This window comes from Streptomyces luteosporeus, assembly GCF_039532865.1.
Lineage (GTDB): Bacteria > Actinomycetota > Actinomycetes > Streptomycetales > Streptomycetaceae > Streptomyces > Streptomyces luteosporeus.
In genome coordinates this window covers 1-23,365 of the sequence record NZ_BAAASL010000030.1, presented here as the reverse complement: position 1 = coordinate 23,365, position 23,365 = coordinate 1, and the positions used below count along the sequence as shown (strand labels likewise).

Genomic DNA, 23,365 nt, shown 5'->3' with positions numbered 1-23,365 from the left:
AGGGGCTTGCCGGCTGTGTCTGGCAATGAGGAATCCGACGGGCTGTCCGGCCAGGTCAGAGCCCTGTCCGGGACATTCCGACGGGCGGTGCCCCGAGGAATTCCAGCATGATCGCGTCCACCGTCGCAGCGTCGGCGATGGGCAGCGTGTGGTGGCCCAGCCCGGGCAGTACTTCAATGCGGGCCCGCGGCAGCAGTCGGCGGGCCCGGTCCGCCGTCGCTTCGGCGTCGTGCACCCGGCTGCGCCCGGCGAACAGCCTCTACTCCGGCATGGCGAGCGGCGCCGGGTCGAGTGTTCGCCCCACCGCCGGCCGGCCCCGCCCCTGCAGGGTTGCGCCCAGCATGTACAGGCGCTTGAAGTCCTCGTCCACGCCTGTCCCCGCGCTCTCCCAGTCGAGGAACGCGCCGACCCGCCGCTCGGTGGGCCGCAGCAGCATCGGCAGCACGCGCAGCAGATAGCCGGGCCGGTAGCCGCCGAACACCTGGGTCGGGTCGAGCAGTGCGAGGCGCTGCACCCGTTGGGGCGCGTGCAGCGCGTACGCGGCGGCCACCCAGCCCCCGTACGAGTGCCCGCACAGGGCGGCCGCCGGCAGCCCGAGCCCGTCCAGCGCGGCATCCAGCCACTCCCTGAGGTCCCGCGGCGTGCGCAGCGGCAGCCCCGCGCGTTCGCTGCGGCCGACGTCGCCGAGGATGTCGACCGCGTACACCCGGTGCCGGGCACCCAGCGCCGGGGCGTTGGCGAACCATGCTGTGCCCGTGGCCCCGCCGCCGTGGAGCAGCACCAGTGGCGGGCTGTCCGGCGGCGGGCCGTAGGCGTGCACCCGGGTCGGGCCGTACGACGGTGGGTACGGTCAGCTCCGTGGAGAGCCGGCAGGACCCGCGGCTGCGACTGGTCCATCGACTGCGCGCGGTGACCGTCGGGTTCGACCTGCTTGCCGCAAAGTCCGCTGCATGCCACGGACTGCACCCCACCGACCTGCGGGCCCTGGCCGCCCTGCTCGACGCCGCCCGGGCCGAGCGCCCCATGACCCCCGGCCGGCTCGGTGAGCAGCTCCGCCTCAACTCCGCCGGCACCACCATCCTCGTCGACCGGCTGGAGCGGCTCGGCCTGGTCCGCCGCGAGCGCGACACCGCCGATCGCCGGCGGGTCCTGCCCAGCGTCGAACCTCAGACGGTCGACCTTGGCTGGTCGTTCTTCGGCCCCGCCATCGGCACGCTGCTCACCGCGACGACACCGCCGAGCGCTTCCTCACCGCGACGACCACCGCCACCGCCACCCGTACGAACGCCGCCCCTGCCACTGCTGAGGCGTAGCCGAGCGCAGACGGGCAGCAGCGTTTCGGTGCTGGAGGTTGCAGAACAGGCCGAGGGATGGTGCCTGTCGTGTGGCTGGTCCGCCGTACGGGGGAGGGGCCCGGTCCCGGGGCATGACGCACGGCCGCACACCGCGCACAAGAGTCGTACTCATGCATGATCACTGTGAACGCCGCGCCCGCGGGCGCCGGCTCCTCGCCCGGTTCGCCGTCGTCGCGTGCCTGCCGTACCTGACGCTGAAGCTGCTCTGGATCGCTGGGGTCGACGTCGGGGTGAAGGACCTCGGCAGTCTCTCGCGGGGACAGTGGATCGCTGCGAACGCCGTGACGTTCGCGATGGACGGGATCGCAGCGGTGATCGCTCACGTCCTGACCCGGCCGCGCGGGCGGCGCGTGCGCGCGTGGCTCATCCTCTTCCCGATGTGGGTGGCCACGGGGATGCTCGTCACGCTGATGATCGCGGTGCCGGTCGGCCTCGGTGTCATCGCGGTGACCGGTGCCGGGAATCCGGCGGCCTCCAATGACATGCTCCGGCCTTGGGTGTTCGGTGTGGTCTACGGCGGGTTGTTCGCCGAAGGGCTGGTTCTGCTGTCGGCGTTCGCGCTGTACGCCGGCGAACGCTGGGGCCGGCTGCTGCGCACCCGTGTACGCGATCTGACCGATCCGGCCGGTACCCAGGGCATGCAACGGGTGCTCACCGCGCTCGCCGTGGGCTTCCTCGTCTTTTCGGCCGTGTTGCGTCTGGCGTGGGGACTGGGGGCGGATGTCGGCATGAACGCGGAGTGGATCGCCCGCCGGAACGCGATCGGTCGCACGGGCGATCTCGTGCATGGCCTGGCGGCGCTGGCCGGGGCGGTCGGCATGTACGTGCTGGTGTTCCGCCGGTGGGGCAGAGTGCGCGTGCGGGTGCCGCTGGTGATGGCATGGACGGGTGTGGGGGTGGTCTTCGGGTCTAGTGGTTGGATGGACGTGGGCCGTTCGCCGGCCACGTCGGCCTTGCTGGGGGTCGGCAATACGGCCGATCTGATTGCCGGGCTGCTCACTTTGTGTGTCGGCTGCTTCGTGCTGACGGAGCTGACGTCCGGCAGGGGCCGAACCGTCGCACCGACCGGTGCTTGACGCCGGCCTTGAAGCGCAATGGGCTCCCGTGCCGTTCCCCACCGCAGTGCGGCTGGTCCGTTACCGGGCAGGTGTGCTTGCTCCTGCGTCACCACGTCGTCGGCCGATTGATGGCATGTACGGGTTCCTCGGCGCTGATGACCGTGCTCAGAGGTGGCGTTTTGTCCGGTTGTTGACATCTGTCCTGTCGGGGTCTGGATGATCAGCACTGCCCGTGTTGGGGCGGCCGCGTGATTCTTTATCCATTGGTTTGCGCGGGGTTTTGATCTCGTGGCGGGCCGTTCTTCTCTGCTCGTACTGTCACCTATAGGAGTTGCCATGCTTCGTTCTGCCCTCCGTGCCGGCTTAGCCGTCGCCGCCCTCGCCGGTTGCGTCCTTGCCCCTACTGCGGCGTTCGCGGTCGCGTCCGACGGCGCCCGCATCGTGTCACCGGCCACGGCGTCAGCTGATCAGTGCACGGTGGTCAAGAATGGCAGCATCGGTGCGGGTATCGGTATCCGGATGACGATGAGTCCTCAGGGTCCGTCGGTCACTTTCCTCGATCCGGCTGATGACAGTCCGATCACTCGTTGGGGCACGCTCGACCGTAGCCGTCCCGCGTTGCCGCAGGGTGCGGGTATCGAGGAGGAGATTCTCAACCCGTACGGTTCGACTCCCCAGCTGCTGACCAAGACCGACGGTGGCATGGACGGCCTGTACGGACTCGTCGATTTCCCGCGGTTGCCCAAGGGCTGTTCGGTGGACAGGGCAACGGTCGTCAAGCAGTGCACCGTGGTCGAGCGCCAGGACATCGGTGCGGGTACCGAAGCGCGGATGACGATGAGTCCGCAGGGCCCGTCCGTGGACTTCTACGACGGCGACGGCAGCCGGATCACCCGCCTGGGCACCCTGGACCGAGCCCGTCCGAAGCTGCCCGAGTCCGCCGGGATCTACGAGGAAATCGTGGGGCCGAACAGCTGGACCCCGCAGCTGAAGTCGAAGACGCAGGGTGGTCCTACGGGGTACGCATTCTTTGACTTTGCCAAGATGCCCAAGGGATGCCCGCTGCACTGACCTCTGCACCACATCAGCCATCCCCGCGCCCGGCCTTGGGTTTTGGGTTTGTGCGTCGGCTCCGTGCCGGTGGTGTGTCGGAGCGGTGTGGTGTTTCGGGCCTGTTGGGGCTCTATCGCAGTAGTTGGGGGCGTGGCAGATCTGGTGCCACGGTGCCTGCAGCCTCGATCCGGTTGGCGCGTTGGGTCCGGAGCCGGTCGGCTGCCTGAGCGTACTGGGCCGGCTCTGCGCCCGCGGGATTGGTTTCTTGCGCGGCCATCGTGCGGGTGTGGGCTGTTGTGTTGTCGGTGTGCCGGGCAAGTCAGGCGTCGCTGGCGGGGCTCGAGCCAGGTCAGGGTGAACTGCGGGGCTTTGCGGGGGTTGTGGGCACCCGCGTGTGTACGGCTGCCGACCTTCCACCCCGGGCCGGCAGCAGTACCGTATCGGGGTGCGTCGTCAGTACCTGTTGGGAGTTACTGTGCACGTCCTCGGGGAACCGTGCCGTGGTGTAGTGCAGATCGCGCAGCGCGAGCCGCTCCGCGGCCTGGGGGTGTGAGGGGTGTTTCGGGGTCGGCTTTTCACGGTTCCAGTTGGGGACGGCGGGCTCGGGCTCGGGTCGGTCGGGGCTGCTCGATGCCGTCCCGACCCAGCCCGGTGTACTCCTCGCCGCGCACCACCCGGTAGCGGGTTCCGAGTACGGTGAGTTCATCCACTCGTTCGTTTTCCAGCCGGGCTACTGCCGCGAGCAAGGTACGCCGCTGCGCAGCGTTGTGCGGCTTGTTCTTCGCCCGGAACGACGACAACGAGTTGTGCTCGTCTAGTGCCTGCTGCGGACAGTTGTACTGCATTGCGATCAGGACTCGCGACCGCGGTGTCTCGCCGGCGCCCTGTGCGGCTGCCCCGGACAGCGGGCTCCGCGCCGTCGCCTTGTCCGTATTCAGTGCGCCCTGGAGCGCGTCGGTCTGCACGACCGCCTCCACCGGATGCTCCGGATACCTGATCATGATCAGCTGATCTGATCCGGGCTCATTTCCCCGTGCCTCCTACGCCCATCTTGCCGACCAGGCAGTGCCTGCTGCGGGTTTCCTGAGTATTCAGGGTTGGCCACACACCCGGCCGGGACGGTGGCGTCTCTTTCCCCGTGCAATAGCCGCGAGGAAAGAGGCGTCGTGTCGTCCTTGTCCGTGGCGGTGACGGCACTTGTCTTGGTTCGCGCAGTGTCGGCCTTACCAGCTGTTTCGTCGTCGGCCGTGCTCCCTGTGTGGTTTTGCTGGTCTGGTCGCAGATGTCACTGGGCATGGCCACCATCCGGCCGCCGCTACCACCACTGTCACCGCACCTTCCGTACTACCGCTGATGCCGTGGCCTGTGCCTGCGGCCTGCGGATGTCGTGGGTCGCGGGCTGGTGGTCGGTGGTCGGTGGTCGGTTCAGTCCTTGCTCTCGGTGGTGGTGCCCGTTACGTGGCGGCGTACGGTGTACCAGCCGGTGACTAGTGCTGCGGCGATTAGCGGCAGGCACAGTACGGTGGTGCGTGCGGTTCCTCCGTCGGTGTACATGAGGACCAGGACGCAGGCGAGGAAGGCCAGCGTTGCGAGTTCGGTCCATGGGGAGCCGGGCAGGCGGTAGGTGGGGCGGGTCAGTGTGCCGTTGCGGGTCTGTCGCCAGAAGAGGAGGTGGCAGATCATGATCATGCCCCAGGTGGCGAGGATGCCGAGGGCGGCGAGGTTGAGCACGATCTCGAAGGCGTCTGCGGGGACGATGAAGTTGAGTCCGACGCCGAGGACGCACATGCCGCTGGTGAGCAGGATGCCGCCGTAGGGGACGTGGTTGCGGCTCAGCCGGGCGGTGAAGCGCGGTGCGGAGCCGTTGACGGCCATGGAGCGCAGGATGCGGCCGGTGGAGTAGAGGCCGGAGTTGAGCGAGGACATGGCCGCGGTGAGGACGACGAGGTTCATCACGTCGCCGGCTGCCGGGACGCCGATGTGGGAGAGCACGGTCACGAAGGGGCTCTGGTCGGCGCTGTAGTTGCTCCATGGCATGAGCATCGACAGCAGGAGGACCGAGCCGACGTAGAAGAGGCCGACGCGCCACATGATCGAGTTGATGGCCTTCGGCATGATTTTTTCGGGGTTCTCGGTCTCGCCGGCTGTGACTCCGACCAGTTCGACGGAGGCGTAGGCGAAGACGACGCCTTGGGTGATCAGCAGCATGGGCAGCAGGCCGTTGGGGAAGATCCCGCCGTTGCCGCTGATCAGGGCCGGGCCGGGGACGGCGCCGTCGATGGGGTGCCGGGTGGCCAGGAGGAAGATCCCGATTGCCATGAAGGCCACGAGTGCGCCGACCTTGACGATCGCGAACCAGAACTCCAGTTCGCCGAAGATCCGCACGGAGATGAGGTTGACGGTGAGGACCACGGCGAGGGCCAGGAGTGCGATCACCCATTGCGGGACGTCGGAGAACAGGTGCCAGTAGTGGGTGTAGGTGGCGACGGCGGTGATGTCGGCGATGCCGGTGGTCGCCCAGTTGAGGAAGTACATCCAGCCGGCGGTGTATGCGCCCTTCTCTCCGAGGAACTCCCGGGCGTAGGAGACGAAGGCGCCGGAGGAGGGCCGGTACAGGACGAGTTCGCCGAGCGCACGTACGACGAGGAAGGCGAAGGCGCCGCAGACGGCGTAGGCGACGAACAGTGAGGGCCCTGCGTCGGCGAGGCGGCCGCCCGCGCCGAGGAAGAGTCCGGTGCCGATCGCGCCTCCGATGGCGATCATGTTGATGTGACGGGGTTTCAGGGATTTGCTGTAGCCGGTGTCCCCGGCGTCGGCGTGACGGGTCGTGGGGCGCTTGTCGTCTTTGAGGAACTGCTCGCTCACGCCTCGGTTCTGCCTTCCATGGTGGTGGCCGTGCGCTGAGGGCGCACGATGTCGATGAGGGCCGGCCGGCATGCCGGTGCGTCGCGTGCCGGTCTCCTGCTCCATCCGGTCGAGCAGGTGGCCCAGGTGGCCCGGATGGTCCAGGTCCGCCGGAGTGCGGCGCGGCATCCCGGCGGCCGGGATCCTGGCGTGCCGGCGCACGCCAGCAGGTCACGGGCGGTTTTCAGGTCGCGGGCGGCTTTGGTGCCGAAGGTCGGAGCTGTGGCCGTGATGGCCCACCTCGTGGGGCGGGTGCCCAAGGAGGGTGCCGCTCGCGTGCGCGTTCACCGGCTTCCTACCCCGGCGCACTCCGGGAACGGGTGTGTCGTGGGTGATGCCGGCGGCAGCGGAACGGCGCGAGCAACCGCCGCCGGGGTGACCGCCGCCTGGGGACAACCGCTGCCTGGGGACAACCGCCGCCGGGGGGGGGGGGCAGCCGCTGCCTGGGGTCAACCGGCGTAGGGGCATACCACTTCCTTCCGGGGCGTGAGAGGGGTGATTGTCGGCGGCCGGATCCGCACCCGCCCGCCGGACGTTCCCAGCCACGGCGGGCTGTGGTAGGGGGCGGTCGGGGCGCCGGCGGAGGGTTCCCCGTCCGGCACGGGATCTGCGGTCGTGCCCCAGGAGCACGGGCTTGCGTTTTTCTTGCCGCGAGCAAGAATCCTGCTGGCGTTCAACCGCAATCACAAGAAAACACATCTTCGCAACAGATAAGTGAGCCTTAACTCCGTGCACGGACTCGATCCCCGCCTGCTCGCCACCCTTGAAGCCGTCGTGCGGCACGGCTCTTTCAGCGCTGCCGCACGTGAACTCGGCTACAGCGGGCCGGCCGTCTCGCAGCAGATCGCCGAACTCGAACGCCGCGCGGGCCTGAGGGTGCTCGAGCGTCGCCCGGTGCGCGTCACGCCGGCCGGCGAGGTCCTTCTCGGCGCCGAGCAGAGCGTTCGTAACGCGTTGGCGACGGCATCGGTGGAGCTCGACGCCATGCGCGCGGGTACGGCCGGCCGGATCCGGCTGGGCGCCTTCGCCTCCGCCGCCACCAGCATCGTTCCGCAAGCGCTGGCCCAACTCCACACGGCCTACCCCCACGTGCAGGTCAGCCTGTGCCAGCTGGAACCGGAAGCGGGCTACAACCGGCTCAAGCGGGGGGAGATGGATCTGGCCCTGAGCTACGACTACGACTTCATCCCCGACCCGCCGCCCCGGATGCTGCGCCGGACGCTGGTGGCACGGGATCCGGTGGTGGCCGTGGTCCCGGAGCACCACCGTCTGGCCGGCAGGGAGGTCATCGACCTGGCCAGCCTCGCGGCCGAGACGTGGATTGCGGCTCCGGAGGCTGCTTTGCGTCTGGAGCTGCTGTCCCAGATGGCCCAGACGCCGGGTTTCCAGGCCCGCCTGCAATACGAGGGGGACGACTTCAACACGGTCCTGGGTTTTGTGGCCGCGGGTCTGTGCGTTGCCGTCATGCCGCAACTGGCGCTGGGCCGCAGCAGTGCCCGGGTCGTGGCCCGCCCCCTGGCCGAGCCGCAGTTGACGCGCTACATCTACGCCGTCCGCATCGATACCCGGCACGCCCCGCGCGCCGTCCTGGCCCTGGAGGAGATGCTCGCCGCGCAAGCACTGTCCGCGCTCTCCTGAGGCCCACCGTGCGCCGGGGGCTGAGGCTCACCGTGCGGCTGGGGGCTGAGGCCCCCCGCGCGGCGGGGACGGAAGCCGGATGTGAACAGGTTGTGGAGGTCATGTGAAAAGCAGCCAACTTGGCGGCGGCTGCACGCGCGTAGATCGCGCCGTGGCGCCAGGGTTTTCGGTGCCTCCGACTATCGGCCACGATGGCTGAAAGTTAAACTATTGGGTGTCGGGCGCACTACGTTTGCGGCGGTTGACGTTCCCCCGAGAGGAAACCCCTCATGACCGCAGCCAGCAGCGCGTCGAGAACGGCCCGTGTTCTGACCGGCTACCGCCCCGAGGACGGCTTCATGGCCGTGGAGCTGGACCCGCCTCCGGCCGAATACGTGTGGCACGACGAGCACGCCGAGCAGCAGGAGCAGCGCTACGGCCCGGGAGTTGGCTACCACCAGTGGCTGGCCGTGGACGCACGCGACGGCGCCGTCTGGTTCGGCGACACCGACTGGCGGGCCTCGCGCGAAGACCTCGCCGGCCAGCTCCCCGGCCCTCCCCGCAGGGCGCTCGGCGACGGGACCATTGCGGCCCCCGGAGTCATGGTGCAGCTGCTCGGCCACCTGACCCATGACGAACGGCGCGGCTGCTCCTGGAGGTTCTTCACCGCCGAGGAGTTGCACGCGCTCGCGCTGCGCGTACTGCCCGCCGTGCAGCGGCTCGTGGACTCGCTCCACCGGATCGGGCCGGACGGCGAGCTGGAGTGGTCGGCCGAGGCTGCCACCGCCTGGGACGACATCGAGCAGGCCGTGACCCATACCGAGGCGCCCTCCGGCGAGCTCCTGTGGCCCGCGCTGCGCACGACACCGGTCCCGTCCTGGCGCGTGGAGGTCGGCACGTTCCTGTCCATGAACCCCGACCTGTGCGACCCGTCCTGGGGCCTGGCCACGGATGCGGAACTCGATGCCTACGCCGACTACCGTCCTGAGAGCGGCTATGGAGGTGTACCGGGGCGGATGTGCCAGGCCACCGATGTGGAGATCGAGGACGGTTTCACCTTCTACGGCCACCGTGCCGCCCTGTATGCCTACCGGGCGGGGGTGTGCGGCGAGCGCACTCCGACGGACGCGCGCATCTGGCTGGAGACGACGGAGGCCGGCCGGGGCGCTTGGGAGGCGGCCAGGCCCCTCGGAGCCACTCTCGCCGACGTTCCGGACTGCGTGCTGGCGGCTCTGGCCGAACGGTTCCAGAACGCCGCGCACGAGGAGGGCCTGGTCCTGACGGGCCTGAACGCCTACATGCACCGGTTGCGCGCCGAGGAACGCGCCGCCGTCGACCAGCAGCTCGTCTTCGAAGCCGAGGAAGTCGAACGCCTCGAGACCATGCTCAAGGACTTCCGCGCCGCACGGAACCGCACCGTGACGCGGATCCTGGCCTGGTCCGACGGCCGTAGCGACGGGGAGATCGCCCGCCTGGCGTCCATGCCCGACGCCTACGTCAGCAACTGGCGGGCCCGCCTGACCGACGAACAGGTGACCGCCACATCCGCATCCTGAATCACCGTGCGGCCAAGACGGCGCCACCTCTCCCCACCCTCTCTGCCAGGGGCGGCCCACTTGCCCCCCCCGGGGGGCCCCGGGCGTACCGGCGTCGGACGCGGCCGCGCCCACCGCCACTGCGCCCGCCACCGCGCCCGCCGCCGCGGCCGCGGGCATCGCCTGCCTCGGCTGCTCGATGAGGCTGTTCTGGAGCGTTATGCCGGTTCGCGTCCGGCAGGGTCTGCGGAAAGCCAAGCGGTCAGATGCTCCAGGGCGACAGATGCGGGGCCTTGGACGGCGAGGGTCACCCTGATCGGGGCGAGGAGTTGTGCGGAGTACGGCTCCAGGGCCGGGAGGGCTTCCACGAGGATGCCGATCGCACCCGCGGCGTCCTCGGCGGCGACCGCGCTCCAGCCGGCCGGCGGGGTGTGCGGCCTCGGCGAGACGGCCAGGCCGCTGAGCAGGTGTGGCCCCCCAAGAACGAGCAAACATGGCCAAACCTCACATCAAGAGCCGGGAAATCCATAAGTCGCCACCATCCGCAAATTCCTGCCTCCCGTCGACTTGCGGGGTGACAGCGGACGCCCCGCGCTGCGCCGCCGCTCGGCGTCAGTGCCGCCATGAGGGCCGCCATGAGTGCCCGTACGTACGGCGGCCGCCTGCCCTGCGCTGGCACCCAAGTCCGTTTGAAGCGCCTGAAGTTGGTGGGGGCCGGCGGGTTGTGGTCGTCCACAGGGCCTGGTAGGAAAGTTTCCTAACGATTGCAATCGCTGCACTGCTCTCATCCGACACGCCCTCACTGGAGGTCATCCATGCGTGCCCGATCGATAGGCAAGGCGATCCGCAAGCCCGCCACCGGCCTGGCCCTGGGCCTGGCCCTGCTCGCCGTGCCGGCCACCGCCGCCGCCAGCCCGGCATCCGACGGCGCCGGCCAGTCGTCCGCCGCCGCTCACCGCGTGGCCAAGGCCGCGTCCGGGCTCGACGACCCGGCCAAGAAGGAGATCGCCATGCAGCTGGTCTCCAGCGCCGAGAACTCCTCGCTGGACTGGAAACAGCAGTACGCCTACATCGAGGACATCAACGACGGCCGCGGCTACACCGCCGGCATCATCGGCTTCACTTCCGGCACCGGCGACATGCTGGACCTGGTCGAGCGGTACACCCAGCGCAAGCCCGACAACGTCCTGGCCAAATACCTGCCCGCGCTGCGCCAGGTCAACGGCAGCGACTCGCACCAGGGCCTGGACCCGGACTTCACGGGGGACTGGAAGGAGGCCGCCCAGGACCCGGAGTTCCAGCAGGCGCAGGACGACGAGCGGGACCGGGTGTACTTCAATCCGGCGGTCGAGCAGGGCAAGGCCGACGGGATCGGGGTGCTGGGCCAGTTCGCGTACTACGACGCGCTCGTGATGCACGGCAACAGCAGCGACGCGACCAGCTTCTCCAGCATCCGCGAGCGGGCGATGGCCGAGGCGAGAACGCCGGCCCAGGGTGGCGATGAGAAGACGTACCTGAACGCCTTCTTGGACGCGCGGGTGTGGGCGATGAAGCAGGAACCGGCGCATAGCGACACCAGTCGGGTGGACACCGCGCAGCGCGTCTTCCTCGAACAGGGCAACTTGAACCTGGACCCGCCGCTGGACTGGAAGGTCTACGGCCAGTCGTACCACATCGACTGAGCCGCTCGGCGGCCCGTACCGTACCCGGAACCTGGCGCGGTACGGGCCGCCGTCAGCATGAACGGCCGGGCGGAGCAGGGCTCCGCTCCTGCACGGGCCGGTGCGCCGCCCGCCGGCTCATGCAGCAACCGGAGGCGGTGGCAGGTGTGTGCGTGAGGGCGCGAACCTGGCGATGGCCTGCGGTTGGGCGAGGATGAGCAGGCCCTCCAGGACTTCGGCGCGCTCCGTCGGCAGAAGGTCCTCGATCGCTACGGGGACACCAGCCCCGACACCCACCTGCTGAGGGCCCAGACGGCCTTCCTGCAGTTCCCTCAGTGACCTGTCCTCAAAAGCGAGCATGTCCCCTGCCAGCGCCTCGGCGCTCCGCGCGGGCTCGCGTCGTTGACGTCGCGCGGCGGCGAGGGATGCCGGAAGAAGGACGCCGCGCAGCTGCCGCTCACGATCCGCCAGGTGGGGTACTCGCTGATCTTTGACGGCGTGCTCGTCAAGGAGGAGCGGACCTGCAAGCGCCTGGTGGAGGTGCTGGCATGGCCCTCCGCTCGGGCCGGTCCCGTGGGAGGCGCTGCGCGACGACACGGAGATCACCGCCGTGCCCGTGGCCCACGACATCCCGGCAGGCTTCCACCAGCCCCTGCTGCAGGCCGCCCCGGGGATTCCGCCTCGACCGGCAAGCCGGCCAGGAGGCGCGGCTGGAGGCGTGGTCGAAAGACGGCGGGAACGGTCAACCAGCTCGTGGCCGTCGCCGACCCCTATGGCGTACCGGTGTACTCGGGCTCGGGGTTCAACGGCCTGCCGGCGAAGCGGGGCGCCGCGCTGCGTGCCGGGACCGACCGGCACCGGGCCGTGCACATCTTCGTGATCTGCGACTGGGACCAAAGCGGCGTTCACCGGTTCTCCGCACGGGCCGAAAACGTCGCCGCTTTCGCCGCTGTGGATGCCCCGGGCGCCGACGTCGTCTTCGAGCGCCTAGCGGTCATCGAGCAGCAGATAGCCGACTACCACCTGCCGACCGCACCGCCGAAAGCCACCGACCGCCGTTCGTTCCCGGGCCGTTCGACCACCCAGACCGAAGCGCTCCCGCCCGACGTCCTGGCCGACGTCCTGGCCGGAGTCCACGCTCGCCCTGCACGACCGCGCCCGCTACACCGACGGCTGCGCCGCCTACCCCGTACCGCCCTGGGCAGGCGTCTTCTTGCGGACCGCGGCCTGCTTCGCCCGGCTGATCTCCCACGAGGGCCAGGAACTGCTCGTCGTGCCAGACGACCGTGTGCACCTGCTGCGTGTTGCGGAGACGGCCAGGCTGCGCCCGTCCCAGCCGCCCGCGGCCCGCCGCCAAGACCCGGTCAGGCGTGTGGAGTGGGACTGGCGCGAGCGGCAGGAAGCTGAAAGGTACAAAGCGGTGCCGGCCAGTCGCGTCAGGCCCTTGCGACGCTGAACGCCCTGACGCGTTCGCTCGACAGGGCGGACTCAGCCGATCGAGAAGTCGGCGAACTCGATGTCGTTGAAAGCTACGTGCAGACCGTGGGCGCGGTGGCCCCCTTCGCGAAAGTAGGCGTGCCCCAGCGCACGGGCGAGTATCACCATCTGCTGCTGCTCACCCGCGCCGGCATCCCGGGCGGCGAACAGCTCCCGGGCCACCTCTCCGGGCAGGTCCTGGGTGATCCACCGCACCCGCGGATCGTCCGAAGATCCTGTTGGCGCGGCGAACCCGAATCGCGCCCTGGTATGGAAGACGAACCCGTCAGCTTCTGCCTGTGCACGCCGACGGGCCCGTATCCGTGGCTGCCACCGAGCCAGGACCGCTTCCTCGATCGCCCGGGCCTGCATCGGCCCCGGCAGGCGGCGCGCTCCTGGCTTCTTCGTCACCCACCGCTGCACAGTGCGCTGCGAGACCCCCAGCACGGCGGCGACCCTCCGGGTGGAACCGCGGTGTGCCGCCAGCAAAAATCGCAGGCGTGCCTCGGTGCTTGAAGGAACGGGTCGGGTGCGCAACGCGCGCTCCAATCCCTGCTCGATCTGTCCCACGTCCGTCTCTCCAAGCGACCAGCCGGCAGAGCCAGCACCCCGCAGTCCGTAGTGTCAGTTCTGCCACGTCAACTAGGCCCCGCCTGCCAGCTTCTGCATTCTCGGGACGGCACCGGCTAACGCAGGCTACGAGCCCTTGGGCGAGCATCGGCGACAAGCTGGTCCCGGGTCACGGACGGACGCCGCCGGCATCCTGGTGTTGTCCTCCCTCCCAAAAAGAGTGAGTGGGTGTTTTCGATCTCCGGATCCGGGATCGAAAACACCCGCTTACGGGACTGGCGTACGTCCAGGTGGTACATCCCCTTGGTGGAGTGGAAGGCGGTGTGACGTGGACACCGAGAATCCCCCGCCGGCGGACACGTTGGTTTTCCGGGATGTGATGGACGTTCATCAAGACCGACGCCCTGGCGTCGCCCTCCAAATACGAATTCCTCGAGGAGGCCGACGACATCACCGCCGACCCTCGGTACACGGCGCTGCTGGCCGCGATCACCGCAGTCCACCGCCCGGGCACCACTGCTGCCGAATACGCCCGCGCCGCATGGCACGCCCTGCGCACCCCCACCGGGGCGGCGCAGTGATCACTCCGCACCGATTCCGAGCGTGACCGGCGGGTCGGCGCCTGGCTCGCCGAGTTCGCCGCGGCCGCCGGCCTATAGAGGGAGGACATCCTGCACCAGCTCGCCACGGCGAGCGCCCTCGGGCTGAACCTACCGGTCGGCCAGACCGCCTCGCAGGCCCGGGCAGGCAGTGAGCCGCAGCCTGCAGGAGTCGTACGACAGCGGCCTGGCGACGCGAAGGGGGTGTCGAGCCATAGATCCATCACGGTGTTGCCGCGCGGCCGCGCCCATGCAAGGGCGAGCGGCGGGTGAGCCGGCCGGGGGTCCGGTCGGCTCCGAACGGGTGCCTCGGGGAACCCTTCGTGATCAATGATCGAGGTGCTGGGAACGCTGGATTTCGACGTACCGCCGTTCCTGCGCGGCACGTGCCGACCCCGAGGTCCAGAGAGGATTTCTTCATGGGCGAGAACGAAGAGGAAAAGCCCGACCAGACCGCCGCTTGCACGCGCCCCGACCGGAGCAACGCCTACGTGTCGAGCGCTGGCGAGCAGATCACCTCCAGCAGCCGGCCCCTCCCGCAAATCACCACTGTGGGGCAGAAGGTGCTCGACGCGGGCGGCGGCATCTTTTCCACCAGGTTCACGCCTCAGCTTCTGGACACAGATCTGTCGGGTCTCTCCGACGACCAGAAGGCGAAGTTCCGGGACAACCTTCTCAAGAAATTTGGGGTCGGGATCTCCCCCATGGACATGGCGAAGGGGGGCTCGTGCGACACGCTCGGAAAGGTGATCTCCTTCTACGAGGCACGCGACAGCGAAAAAGCCTCCAAGAGCGTTCTCTTCGGCGCTAACTACAAGCCGAAGAGCTTCTGAAGCCGAAGCGTCCCGCTGGCTGAGTGCACGCTCACTTCCGGTACTTCCGGCTTCCCGCCCCTCGCCCCGCCGGCCGAGACGGGACGAGGGGCTTTCCGTATCGAGTGCTGTGCCCCCTGGTGCGATGTGCCGGTTTGGTGTCAGTGGGTGGGTGTCAGTGACGGCACGTCAGTACTGGATGGTTTCGCTGGCGGGGTCACTGCCATGGGGCGGTGCATGCGACGGCCGCAGCTGCCATGGGGCGGCGGTACACCCCACTCCGCTCCACTGTCTCGGGAACGGTACTTCTGAGGCCGACGGAGCGAAGTACTGCGCCTTGGCCGCTTCCGGTGCAGGCGCCTTGGCGGCACGTGAAGGTGGCCGCTTCGGTTGAGGGACTTCAGGTGTGTTCGTTGCGGTCTTCGCTGCGGCGGCCGCCCAGGGCTGGGCCCGGGGCCGGACGAGTGGTTGGTCGGGCAGGGCTGGGCGCACCGTGGCGCGTGTGCGCAGCGTCGGTGCGCCTCGCTCCTGTGGGGAGTCTGGCGCGCCGAGGGTTGGTCGGTCGTTGGGTCTGTCGACCTGTCCTTGGGGTCAGATCAGGGCGAGGTCGCCGTTGATGTCGATGTCGGTGGGGACGAGGCGGGTGCCGGCGGCGGTGAGGGTGAGGGTGGTTTCGCGTCCGGGGTGGAGGGGTTCGGTGCCGGTGACGGTCACGCGGACGCCGCGGTCGACCTGCTCGCAGGAGGTCAGGGTGGCGCCGCCGCCGATCTGGAGTCCGTCGGCGGCTTCGGTGGGGAGGTGGAAGGTGAGGGTCCAGTCGGTCTGCGGCTCGGTGTCCTCGGGAGTGAGGATCCGGACCGTGGTGGTGGGGCCGCTGTGGTCGGCGGAGGGTTCCTCGGTGATGGTGAGGGTGTGCCGGTCCGGGGACGGGGACAGGGGGAACGCCGGCAGGATGGCCCAGCGCGTGGCGGGCGCGCCGAGGACGGCGGTGCTGGTGGCGTCCACCCCGAGGGTGCCGGCGGTGTCGCTTGCGGAGTCGGCGTTGCCAAGTGCCCAGGTGCCGTCGTTGTTGCCGGTCAGGGCCCAGGAGGCGGCATCTGCCGGTTCGAGGCTCTGCACGGCCTGGCCGTCCTGGAGCGTGAGGGGCAGGCCGGTGTAGTTGTTGACGAACGTCCAGGTGCCGTCGGTGGCGCCGGGGATGGCGGTCCACATGCTGCTGCGGGCGCCCGGGGTGTCGGTCAGGACGGCGCGGGCGGGTGCGGTGAAGGTGTAGCGGTCCCAGTCGAGCATGCGGCCGCTGTCGGGGTCGACGAGGTGGTACGACTTGCCGGTCTGCACGTCGAATTTCTGGTTCTCGGGGGTGAACTGATTCTCCACCGGCCGGAAACCCACGACCATGCACTGGGCCACCCAGTTGGCAGGGCCGTCTTCGCGCTCCTCGTTCCTGAGGATCTCGACCTGGGAGACCTGCCAGTCGGGGATGCCGAACTCCCACGCGTAGTTGTGCGAGTCGACGTCGCTATACCACGCCCCCGCCATGTGTGAGGGGTGGCCCTTCTTGGTGATGATCTTGAAAGCAGCCAGCCGCAGGTAGTGCGGAGCGTGGCACTTGACCACGCCCACCGAGACTTTCTCGATGTAGTCGCCGGGCTTGGGGCGCCACGGCGGTTGGCCCGAGTGCCCGCCGCCGCTGCCCTTGTAGCCGCTGTACTCGTCGTCCGTGTGGGTGGTCAGCCCGGACTGGTGCCAGACGGCGTTGACGTCCCGGAAGGCGGCCGCGAAGAGGGCGCCTTCGCAGGCCCATACCTTCAGCCAGTCCAGGCGCGGCTTCTCCGGCCGCTTCGGGCCGGGGAACGCTCGCTTGGCCCACCGGTCGAAGAACTCGCCTTCGCAGCGCCCGAACGGCCCGAGCCACAGCTCGACGTCGCGGGAGATCGGCTGCGGTTTCCAGTCGGGGTCGGCCAGGTACCCCCACAGCACCATGTACTCCCAGGCCGCCAGGTACATCTCCCGCTGGTATCCGGCGTTCGCGCTCCAGTGCCACAGGGTGCGCTTTTGCCCTTCGATGTAGGTCTTGGCCACGTGCTGGCAGTACTTGCCGCCGCCGGCGACCTCCCAGTTGTTGTTCTTCCAGATCAGCGCTTTTCCGTACTCGGCCAGGTCTGCCTTCGCCTGGTCGCGGTCGCTGGCGTTGAAGCCGAGCTTGTCCCAGTTGTTGTACTTGTCCCGCAGCAGCATCAGGTGCAGGTTCGCCGCCTGCGCGTAGAAGTGCAGGACGTCGTACTTGTAATCGTCGACGGCGAACTTGTCGATGTGGTCGCGGACCCGGGCGATGGCGTTGTCCATCGCCCGGCGTGTGCTCTCCAGGTTCCCGCCGCCGCTGCGGACCTTCTTGGCTTCGGTGGCATAGGCCTTGGCGGCCGTGCACATGCCTACCAGGTCCTGTTTGACATGCTGGTTGTAGAAGGTCTGGATGTTCGTGCGGACCAGCTGCTCGATCCGGTCCTTCATCGCCAGGAAGACGTCTTCCTTCTCCTCCGGCCAGATCGCGTCGAAGATGATCTCCACACCGAGGGAGATGAACTGGCCGCCGGGGAAGAACCCGCAGGCCATGGTGATCGCCCGTTTGGTCCATTTCTGCACCACGGCGGGATCCGCGTTGATGTGCAGCCCCGTGTCGCCGCCCTCCCCGTACACCCGCAACGGCTCCTGCTCGACTGCTTGCTGATCCAGCACTGCTACCTCCGGTCGATCGTTCGGGCGATCACTCACAGCCCGAGGGGCCTCCCGCGGGCGGGCTCAAGAAGGGACGAGGGGCGCGAGGGGCCTGGAGCGCGGCGCCTGGCCACCTGCGCGCCGGTGGAGTCCGCACGCCGGCGGCCAGCCACCAGCCGCAGTGGTGCAATCACCGGTGGCGTGCGAAGCCCACACATCTCCTCGCTGGTGTGGTTCGCCCCGCATACGGTCCGCGCGCAGCGGCGCCGCGGGAGTGCCGGGTCAGTCGAGTTCGGTCTGGGCGAGGATCTGGGCCAGGACGTGCCAGGACAGGTCGGAGTAGGTGGTGAAGACCTTCTCGGTGTGGTCGGTCTCGTCGATGTAGTGGAACCGGTCGCGGCTGGGGTCGAGGCCGGAGTAGGTGCTCAGTTCGGTGTCGTTGAGGTAGACGTGGAAGCTCGCGGCGAACTGGTCCGACTTGTTGAGGTACCCAGGGCCGGTCGCGGTGGTCGTGCCGCCGTCGAAGGGGCAGTAGACCTTGTGCACGGCGAAGGTGTCCCCGGCCAGCCACGCGGTCTGCCCGGGAGTGAGGGTGTAGAGCCCCATCTTCTCCGCGTTCCACGCGAGGGAGCCGTACGCCATGATGTCGAGCTGGCCGGTGAGGCAGTGGATGATGCCGGTGGTGTGGCCGTGGGAGTGGATCGGCGAGTAGTGCTGCGCCGGCCAGATCTCCAGCACCGCCGGGGACCCGAAGTCCCCGCTCGGCGGCACGTACACAGCCAGGTAGTCGTCCTTGGCCCAGTGGTCGTACGTGCCCTTGCCGGTGCAGGCGACGCGGATGTACGGCGGGTGGGAGCCGTCCTCCTTCGCCTTGTCCATCAGGATCCGCCGCAGCAGCCCCGGCTTCTTCCCCGACTCGACCGGGCGCAGGTGGTGGCGGATCGCCTCGGTCTCCTGGACCGACAGCCGCAGGCCGTGCGCCTTGCGCGCCAAGTCCATCACAGCCGGAGGGACCATCAGCTGCTGTACGAAGCCGTCGAACGATACCGGCTGCGCGATGGTCAGCGCGGGCACCATCCGCTCCGCGGCGACACGGAGCCTGCGCTCCTCCTCCCTGGTGGTGTGGAACGGGTGCGTGGTGGTGGGGACGGCGGTGTCGATGACGGTCACAGCGAAGCTCCTGGGCAGCGTGGGCGGTGAAGGTGGAGCCGAACGGCGCGGGTGCGGCGCCGCTGGCGGCGTGTCGCTTGCTCGATGCAAGGGGCCGGCGCAGGACGAACGAGGTCCGCCCCGTGGGGCCGTGCGTCTTTGACGTACATCACCCAGCCGCTGGGTTCACGCCCGCCACGGCGAGGAGGCTGTCCGGGGGTACCGGGGTACAGCCGTCATCGGGGATGAGACTGAATCCGAACCCACTGCAACTGCAACACCGAGCCACGTTGCACCTCTGACCTGCACGCTTATGCAGGCCGCAGCCTTCATGATCTGCGTTGCACCACCGCGATGCAGCCCCCACGCGCACGAGAGCCGGGACCATTACGGCCCCCGGGGCTCGTACGGTCTGGCGCGCCACGGCCGGACAGTGGTGCTCAAAAGCCGTGCTGCTTCTACGGTGGGTGAGTGAGTGCGGCTGGCCTGGGCGGGGAGGTCGCACTGGGATCATTTTTCGATGGTCAGGTCTTCGTAGACGAGCGTTACCGTCTCGATCGCTGTGCCGGCATCGTTTGCGGTCAGAGCCGGGCCCTCCCACGATGAGGCCCAGGCGTTCACGAGGTTGACACGCGCAACCGCTTTCTCCTTGCCATCAAGAAGCGAGATCGAGAGATCCGGTTGTGTGGGATCGGGACCTCCACTGGCCGCCGTCCGCTTGACCCAGTCGTTCCACTGCCCGCTTGCGTCCATAGGCCCGGACAAGGTGACGTCCCGGAGCTGTCCCCCACCGGGGATTTTGCGGGTGAGGAGTTGACCGTCCGGCGGGACTGCCTTCGGCCCGATGTAGTCCTGCAGGCCATCGACGTTCTGGTAGATGGCCACTCGGTTCTTGCCCAGATCCATGACAAAGGCATCCGGCCTGGGTGAAACGCCGACACCCATGTGAGCCCCTTTCGGTTTCGCCCTCAATGGCACAGCCCGTCATCCGAGAACCCGGACACCAGACGCGACTCGGGCTTCAGCCGCAGGAGCTTCCCCTCCGCACCAGCACACCATGCGCAAGCCGCGCACCCGTCCCACGAACGAGTCACACGACCTCTGCGCCTCGGAGGAGATATGCCCTTCAGACGTATCTCCTCCGAGACCCATCACGTCACGTGACGACCAACCGAGGAAGCGGGACGGCTTCTTATGCCCAGTCCATGCCCAGTTCCGCGAGCGCGGCGAGTTGGTCGGCGTCCAGCCGACCCCTCCTCGATTTTGTGTTCGAAATCCATACGCCGAGTTTCACGGTCACCGGCTCTGCTTCGCCGTCGATGGTGATCTCCTCGGTGTGGCCCCTCGGCACAGGCCGGTGGGTGCCTTCGCGTTGGACCCATTGGGTGAGGGCCGCCAGACCGCGCTGGAACGCCTGCTGCGCCTTGCTCGGGCCCTTCGTGGCGCCCTTGGCCGCCGGGGCGGGGGACGGTGCCTCGAGAGGCTTGATGCCCAGCGTGGACAGTCGCTCCTGCTGCTCGGGCAGGAGCCGCGCCCAGTTGGCCGGCTGCTTCTGCTGCTGGAGCCATTTGCCGATGTCGTCGCCGTCCATGAGTACGCCGGGCTGGATCTCGGGCAGGTGGCCGTCGGCGTCGACGAGGTCCGCGAGGATGCGGTAGTGGCGCTGCCAGTTGAGCGGCCACGGGCAGTTCCAGTCGGGGTCGATCGCGGCCAGCTGCTTCGCGCGCTGCTCCGCCCGCTTCGGGTCCTTTCCGAGACCGCCCTTCCGGCGGAGGTTGGCCATGTGCTGCCCGATGGGCACCATGGCCTCGCCTTCGCCCCACATCGCGTCCTGGCGGGGTGCGAGGTGCCCGGTGGCCCGCCGGTACGACCTGAGTGCGGCGAGCTTGGCCTCCCACGCCTCCTCGCCCGGCTCCCAGACCATGCCGGCCTCCGGTGCGTCCAGCAGGGTCTTGCGCCGCTCCTCCAGCTCCCCGGCCCGCAGTGCCTTGCGCTGCTGGTGCACCCACCTGCCGAGTGGAAAGTCCTTCGTGACCCCCACTTCGACCTCGGTGTCGTAGGGCACGGCGTAGAGGCCGGTGATCTCGTTCTCCTTGCGCCAGCGCAGCAGAGCTTGGTAGCCCTCCAGCCACACCAGCGACTCCGGACGGTAGACGCGGGTGCGCAGGAAGGCCGCGATGGTCGCCGCGTCGCGCGGGGTGGAGAAGTGGAGCAGGGCGGACTCGGCAGCTGCGTCGGTGTCGCCCTGCTCCTGGCCCTCGCCGGGGCTCGCGCCGCCGGCTCCGACGATCCGCCCCTCTTCGTCCCGCCGGAGGTGGACCTTGCGCTTGCCGCTGGTGAGCGCGCGGGAGGCGAGTTGCTCGACCAGGCGCTCATCATGCGAGCGCAGGCCCTGAAGGACGGCTACAAGGGGGCGGAACGAGGCGCTGGCGACCATGTCCTGTGGGTCTTCGCCGGGCTCCAGGAACACCGGCACGATGATCCGCGCCACCTTCGTGGAGCCGTCGCGGTTGAGGCGGAGCGCCCGGCCGATGTTCTGGACGATCTCCACCTGCGAGCCGCGGGTGTCCGCGAAGCAGACGGCCTCGACGCCCCGCTCGCCGGTGATGTCCACGCCTTCCCCGAGCACTCGCACCGAGGCGAGGAACGCGCGGTGCACGCGCCGGCCGTCAGCGTTGATGCCGTTTGCGAATTGGCGCAGGACCTCGCGCCGCTCGGACACGAGGTGGTCGCCGCACAGCCACGCCGACCACACGCGGTCCGGCGGTACGTGGCGGCCGGCCTCCAGCTCGTAGAAGTCGGCGCCGATCGACGATGCGGGGAGCCGGCCCGCGGCGGCCAGGTCGGCGTCGGAGACATCGTTCACGTACAGCTCGGCCGCCGTCTCCGGCAGCTTCTCTGCGAACGCTGCGGCTTCCTCCACCCGCTGGTGGAACGTCATCACGGTGCGCAGGTTCCACTTCGCGGCGTGCTCCAAGAGCGCCGTCTGCAGGAGCGCCATGCGCCGGCCCCGCAGCGCCTCGTCCGACTCCCCGTAGACCGGTGAGGGGTCGCGGATCTCCAGTACGTCGATCTCGAACCCGGCGAGGATGCCCCGCTCGATCGCCTCCGAGAGCCCGAGCTCGGCGATCCACGGCCCGTAGGTGTCCGAGTCCTGGCCCATCGACGCCAGTACCAGCTCCTGGCCGTCCGTACCCTTCTGGGGCCGGGGCGCGGCGAGGATGCGCGGCGTGGCGGTGAGGTAGAACCGGAAGTCTGCGGGGATCCGGGCATTGTCGTGGATCGCGGCCCACGGTCGACCAAGATCACCGGCGGTGCCGTGGGCTTCGTCCACGATGGCGAGGTCGAAGCCCGCCATGCGCTGGCCGTACAGGCGGTCTCCGCCCGCCAGAGCGGCCTCCAGCGGCCCACGAACCTTCTGCTGACCCAGGGGAGCTTCGATGTCCTCCCGGTCCACCAGGGAGGCGTACGTGGCGAACACGACCACCGGCCCGGACCCCGCCCACAGCGCGAGCTGGATCGGGTTCGTGGTGGTGCGCACCCCGAGCTCGTTCAGGACCGGGTCGTTCTCCAGCGAGCACACCGCCACCATCGGGGCTCGGTGGCCCACCACCCGCCACGCCTGGGCGGTCTGCACGAGCAGGTCCAGGGTCGGCACCGTCACGAGGATCCGCCCGTCCCGGAAGCACTCCAGCGCGCACGCGGCGGCCGTGATCGTCTTACCCGACCCGGTCGCAGACACGATCGTGGCCCGCGCACCCTCCGGCGGCACAGATGATCTTGCAGGGAACCCCACCCATTTCCGGATAGCCGATTTCTGGTCGACCTGGTGCTCTTTGAGCTGAATCACTGACATTTCCGTGCCTCCCCGACGCCAAATTCTAGTGGCCGTTTAGACGGCCGAGTGAGGGGCGCAGGCCGTACCGGCGTTGCTCCAGATCGACCCATCCGCGAGATGCCAGCCGCCGGACTTTCCGTCCGTGAAGGACGGCTTGTCGTCCGGGTCGTAGTGCCCGGCCTCGCATGTGCAGTGGATGACGCCCCCGCTGGACAGCTCCACCGTCCGCGCCGTGCACAGGCCGCCGGCATCGCCCAGCGCCTCCAGCACCCGGCGCCGCTCGGTGGTGTGCGGGTGCGTGCGGCAGTACGGCCTCCCGGACGAACGCCTCCAGCCGCACCAAGTCCGCCCGTTCGCGTTGCCGCACGTCCGCGATATGTACGACCAGCTCAGCAGCCCCGGCCGACCGGCCCTCGCGCCGCACCCAGTCTCGGTCCACGATGCCCACCAGAGCCTTGCTCACGGCCATCACACCCGCGTGCCAGCCCTGCCGGAACTCTTCACCCCTGGCGCCCGTGTACCTATCGCGCTCCACGACCTCGCACTGCGCCCCGGCGACCGCTCCGGCCACCAGGTCGTCCGCCTCGCTCGCGGGAGCGCCCTGTGCTTCCAGGAGCGCGAACAGCTTCACTTGGGCGTTCACGCCCGCTGTCTGGTACTGCGTCACCCGGCGCAGGGAATCGCTGCTCAGCTCGGGGTCTGGTCCGGTAGATTCGTGGTGACCGGTCATTTGCGACCGTTCCTCTCGGATTTTTTGGAAGGTCTCCGGATGGCCGGGGGCGTCTCGTGTTTTCGCCAACGGTACATGCTGCATCTACCTGATGCACCCACTACGCTAGAACCCGACACGAACGAGCACCCCCACTCTCTTAGCCAGCCTGGTCCGCGTCAGCGGGCCTTGACGAGGAGCCGGAGGCGAAGCCGCAGGCACCTCGTCACCAGGTGCGGGAGCGAAGCGGACGCACCCACGAGCCGCGCAGCGGCTCGTGATAACCCTTCAGGCTCCGGAGCGAAGCGGAGGAG

Annotated in this window: 19 protein-coding genes and 1 pseudogene; 9 read left to right on the top strand and 11 right to left on the bottom strand. The window is 69.0% G+C overall.

What is annotated here, in order from left to right; genetic code table 11:
- Positions 1 to 55 precede the first annotated feature (55 nt).
- Both ABD361_RS28610 and ABD361_RS28605 read right to left on the bottom strand, forming a co-directional pair.
- Positions 56 to 235: a hypothetical protein gene (locus tag ABD361_RS28610; RefSeq protein ID WP_344439586.1), complete on the bottom strand. Its 180-nt coding sequence runs from the start codon at positions 233 to 235 to the stop codon at positions 56 to 58.
- Between the two features lie 24 nt (positions 236 to 259).
- Complete coding sequence (locus tag ABD361_RS28605) at positions 260 to 781, bottom strand: alpha/beta fold hydrolase (protein ID WP_344439585.1); 522 nt, start codon at positions 779 to 781, stop codon at positions 260 to 262.
- A 77-nt stretch (positions 782 to 858) separates the two neighbouring features.
- On the opposite strand from ABD361_RS28605, the gene ABD361_RS30765 reads away from it, so the two are divergent.
- The 3 genes from ABD361_RS30765 (at position 859) to ABD361_RS28590 (ending at position 3,484) form a co-directional block, all read left to right on the top strand.
- On the top strand, positions 859 to 1,473 hold the full coding sequence (locus ABD361_RS30765; protein ID WP_425583352.1) for a MarR family winged helix-turn-helix transcriptional regulator: 615 nt from the start codon (positions 859 to 861) through the stop codon (positions 1,471 to 1,473).
- Positions 1,466 to 2,431, top strand: coding sequence for a hypothetical protein (locus tag ABD361_RS28595; protein WP_344439584.1), 966 nt, complete (start codon positions 1,466 to 1,468; stop codon positions 2,429 to 2,431). The genes ABD361_RS30765 and ABD361_RS28595 overlap by 8 nt, the downstream gene beginning before the upstream one ends.
- Before the next feature lie 318 nt (positions 2,432 to 2,749).
- Positions 2,750 to 3,484 carry a hypothetical protein gene (locus ABD361_RS28590; protein ID WP_344439583.1) on the top strand — a complete coding sequence of 245 codons (735 nt, stop codon included), beginning with the start codon at positions 2,750 to 2,752 and terminating at the stop codon, positions 3,482 to 3,484.
- A gap of 331 nt (positions 3,485 to 3,815) precedes the next feature.
- On the opposite strand, the pseudogene ABD361_RS30760 reads toward ABD361_RS28590, so the two are convergent.
- The 3 genes and pseudogenes from ABD361_RS30760 to ABD361_RS28580 all read right to left on the bottom strand — a co-directional run.
- Positions 3,816 to 4,010 (bottom strand): annotated as a pseudogene (locus ABD361_RS30760) (DUF5954 family protein); the annotation flags it as partial.
- Between the two features lie 31 nt (positions 4,011 to 4,041).
- Complete coding sequence (locus ABD361_RS28585) at positions 4,042 to 4,467, bottom strand: DUF5954 family protein (RefSeq protein ID WP_344439581.1); 426 nt, start codon at positions 4,465 to 4,467, stop codon at positions 4,042 to 4,044.
- A 424-nt stretch (positions 4,468 to 4,891) separates the two neighbouring features.
- On the bottom strand, positions 4,892 to 6,331 hold the full coding sequence (locus ABD361_RS28580; RefSeq protein WP_344439579.1) for an amino acid permease: 1,440 nt from the start codon (positions 6,329 to 6,331) through the stop codon (positions 4,892 to 4,894).
- Positions 6,332 to 7,099: 768 nt separating this feature from the next.
- Here ABD361_RS28580 and ABD361_RS28575 point away from each other — a divergent pair.
- The 4 genes from ABD361_RS28575 (at position 7,100) to ABD361_RS28560 (ending at position 11,522) form a co-directional block, all read left to right on the top strand.
- Complete coding sequence (locus ABD361_RS28575) at positions 7,100 to 8,008, top strand: LysR family transcriptional regulator (protein WP_344439577.1); 909 nt, start codon at positions 7,100 to 7,102, stop codon at positions 8,006 to 8,008.
- A 269-nt stretch (positions 8,009 to 8,277) separates the two neighbouring features.
- Positions 8,278 to 9,543, top strand: coding sequence for a hypothetical protein (locus ABD361_RS28570; protein ID WP_344439575.1), 1,266 nt, complete (start codon positions 8,278 to 8,280; stop codon positions 9,541 to 9,543).
- A gap of 794 nt (positions 9,544 to 10,337) precedes the next feature.
- A complete protein-coding gene (locus tag ABD361_RS28565; protein ID WP_344439573.1) occupies positions 10,338 to 11,204 on the top strand; it encodes a chitosanase in 867 nt (288 codons plus the stop codon).
- A gap of 183 nt (positions 11,205 to 11,387) precedes the next feature.
- Positions 11,388 to 11,522, top strand: a complete 135-nt coding sequence (locus ABD361_RS28560) for a hypothetical protein (protein ID WP_344439571.1) — start codon at positions 11,388 to 11,390, stop codon at positions 11,520 to 11,522.
- A 1,149-nt stretch (positions 11,523 to 12,671) separates the two neighbouring features.
- On the opposite strand, the gene tpg is transcribed toward ABD361_RS28560, so the two are convergent.
- On the bottom strand, positions 12,672 to 13,229 hold the full coding sequence (gene tpg, locus ABD361_RS28555) for a telomere-protecting terminal protein Tpg (protein WP_344439569.1): 558 nt from the start codon (positions 13,227 to 13,229) through the stop codon (positions 12,672 to 12,674).
- A gap of 389 nt (positions 13,230 to 13,618) precedes the next feature.
- On the opposite strand from tpg, the gene ABD361_RS30755 reads away from it, so the two are divergent.
- Positions 13,619 to 13,810 (top strand): DUF6354 family protein, encoded by a 192-nt coding sequence (locus ABD361_RS30755; protein WP_361748708.1) that lies wholly within the window; start codon positions 13,619 to 13,621, stop codon positions 13,808 to 13,810.
- A 437-nt stretch (positions 13,811 to 14,247) separates the two neighbouring features.
- Positions 14,248 to 14,661, top strand: a complete 414-nt coding sequence (locus tag ABD361_RS28550) for a hypothetical protein (protein WP_344439567.1) — start codon at positions 14,248 to 14,250, stop codon at positions 14,659 to 14,661.
- A gap of 570 nt (positions 14,662 to 15,231) precedes the next feature.
- Here ABD361_RS28550 and ABD361_RS28545 read toward each other — a convergent pair.
- The 5 genes from ABD361_RS28545 to ABD361_RS28525 form a co-directional block, all read right to left on the bottom strand.
- Positions 15,232 to 17,376 (bottom strand): insecticidal delta-endotoxin Cry8Ea1 family protein, encoded by a 2,145-nt coding sequence (locus ABD361_RS28545; protein WP_344439565.1) that lies wholly within the window; start codon positions 17,374 to 17,376, stop codon positions 15,232 to 15,234.
- A gap of 261 nt (positions 17,377 to 17,637) precedes the next feature.
- Complete coding sequence (locus tag ABD361_RS28540) at positions 17,638 to 18,525, bottom strand: cupin domain-containing protein (RefSeq protein WP_344439563.1); 888 nt, start codon at positions 18,523 to 18,525, stop codon at positions 17,638 to 17,640.
- A 489-nt stretch (positions 18,526 to 19,014) separates the two neighbouring features.
- A complete protein-coding gene (locus tag ABD361_RS28535) occupies positions 19,015 to 19,449 on the bottom strand; it encodes a phage tail protein (RefSeq protein ID WP_344439561.1) in 435 nt (144 codons plus the stop codon).
- A 247-nt stretch (positions 19,450 to 19,696) separates the two neighbouring features.
- On the bottom strand, positions 19,697 to 22,360 hold the full coding sequence (locus tag ABD361_RS28530) for a DEAD/DEAH box helicase (RefSeq protein WP_344439559.1): 2,664 nt from the start codon (positions 22,358 to 22,360) through the stop codon (positions 19,697 to 19,699).
- A 36-nt stretch (positions 22,361 to 22,396) separates the two neighbouring features.
- Positions 22,397 to 22,612: a hypothetical protein gene (locus tag ABD361_RS28525; protein WP_344439557.1), complete on the bottom strand. Its 216-nt coding sequence runs from the start codon at positions 22,610 to 22,612 to the stop codon at positions 22,397 to 22,399.
- Between the last annotated feature and the right edge of the window lie 753 nt (positions 22,613 to 23,365).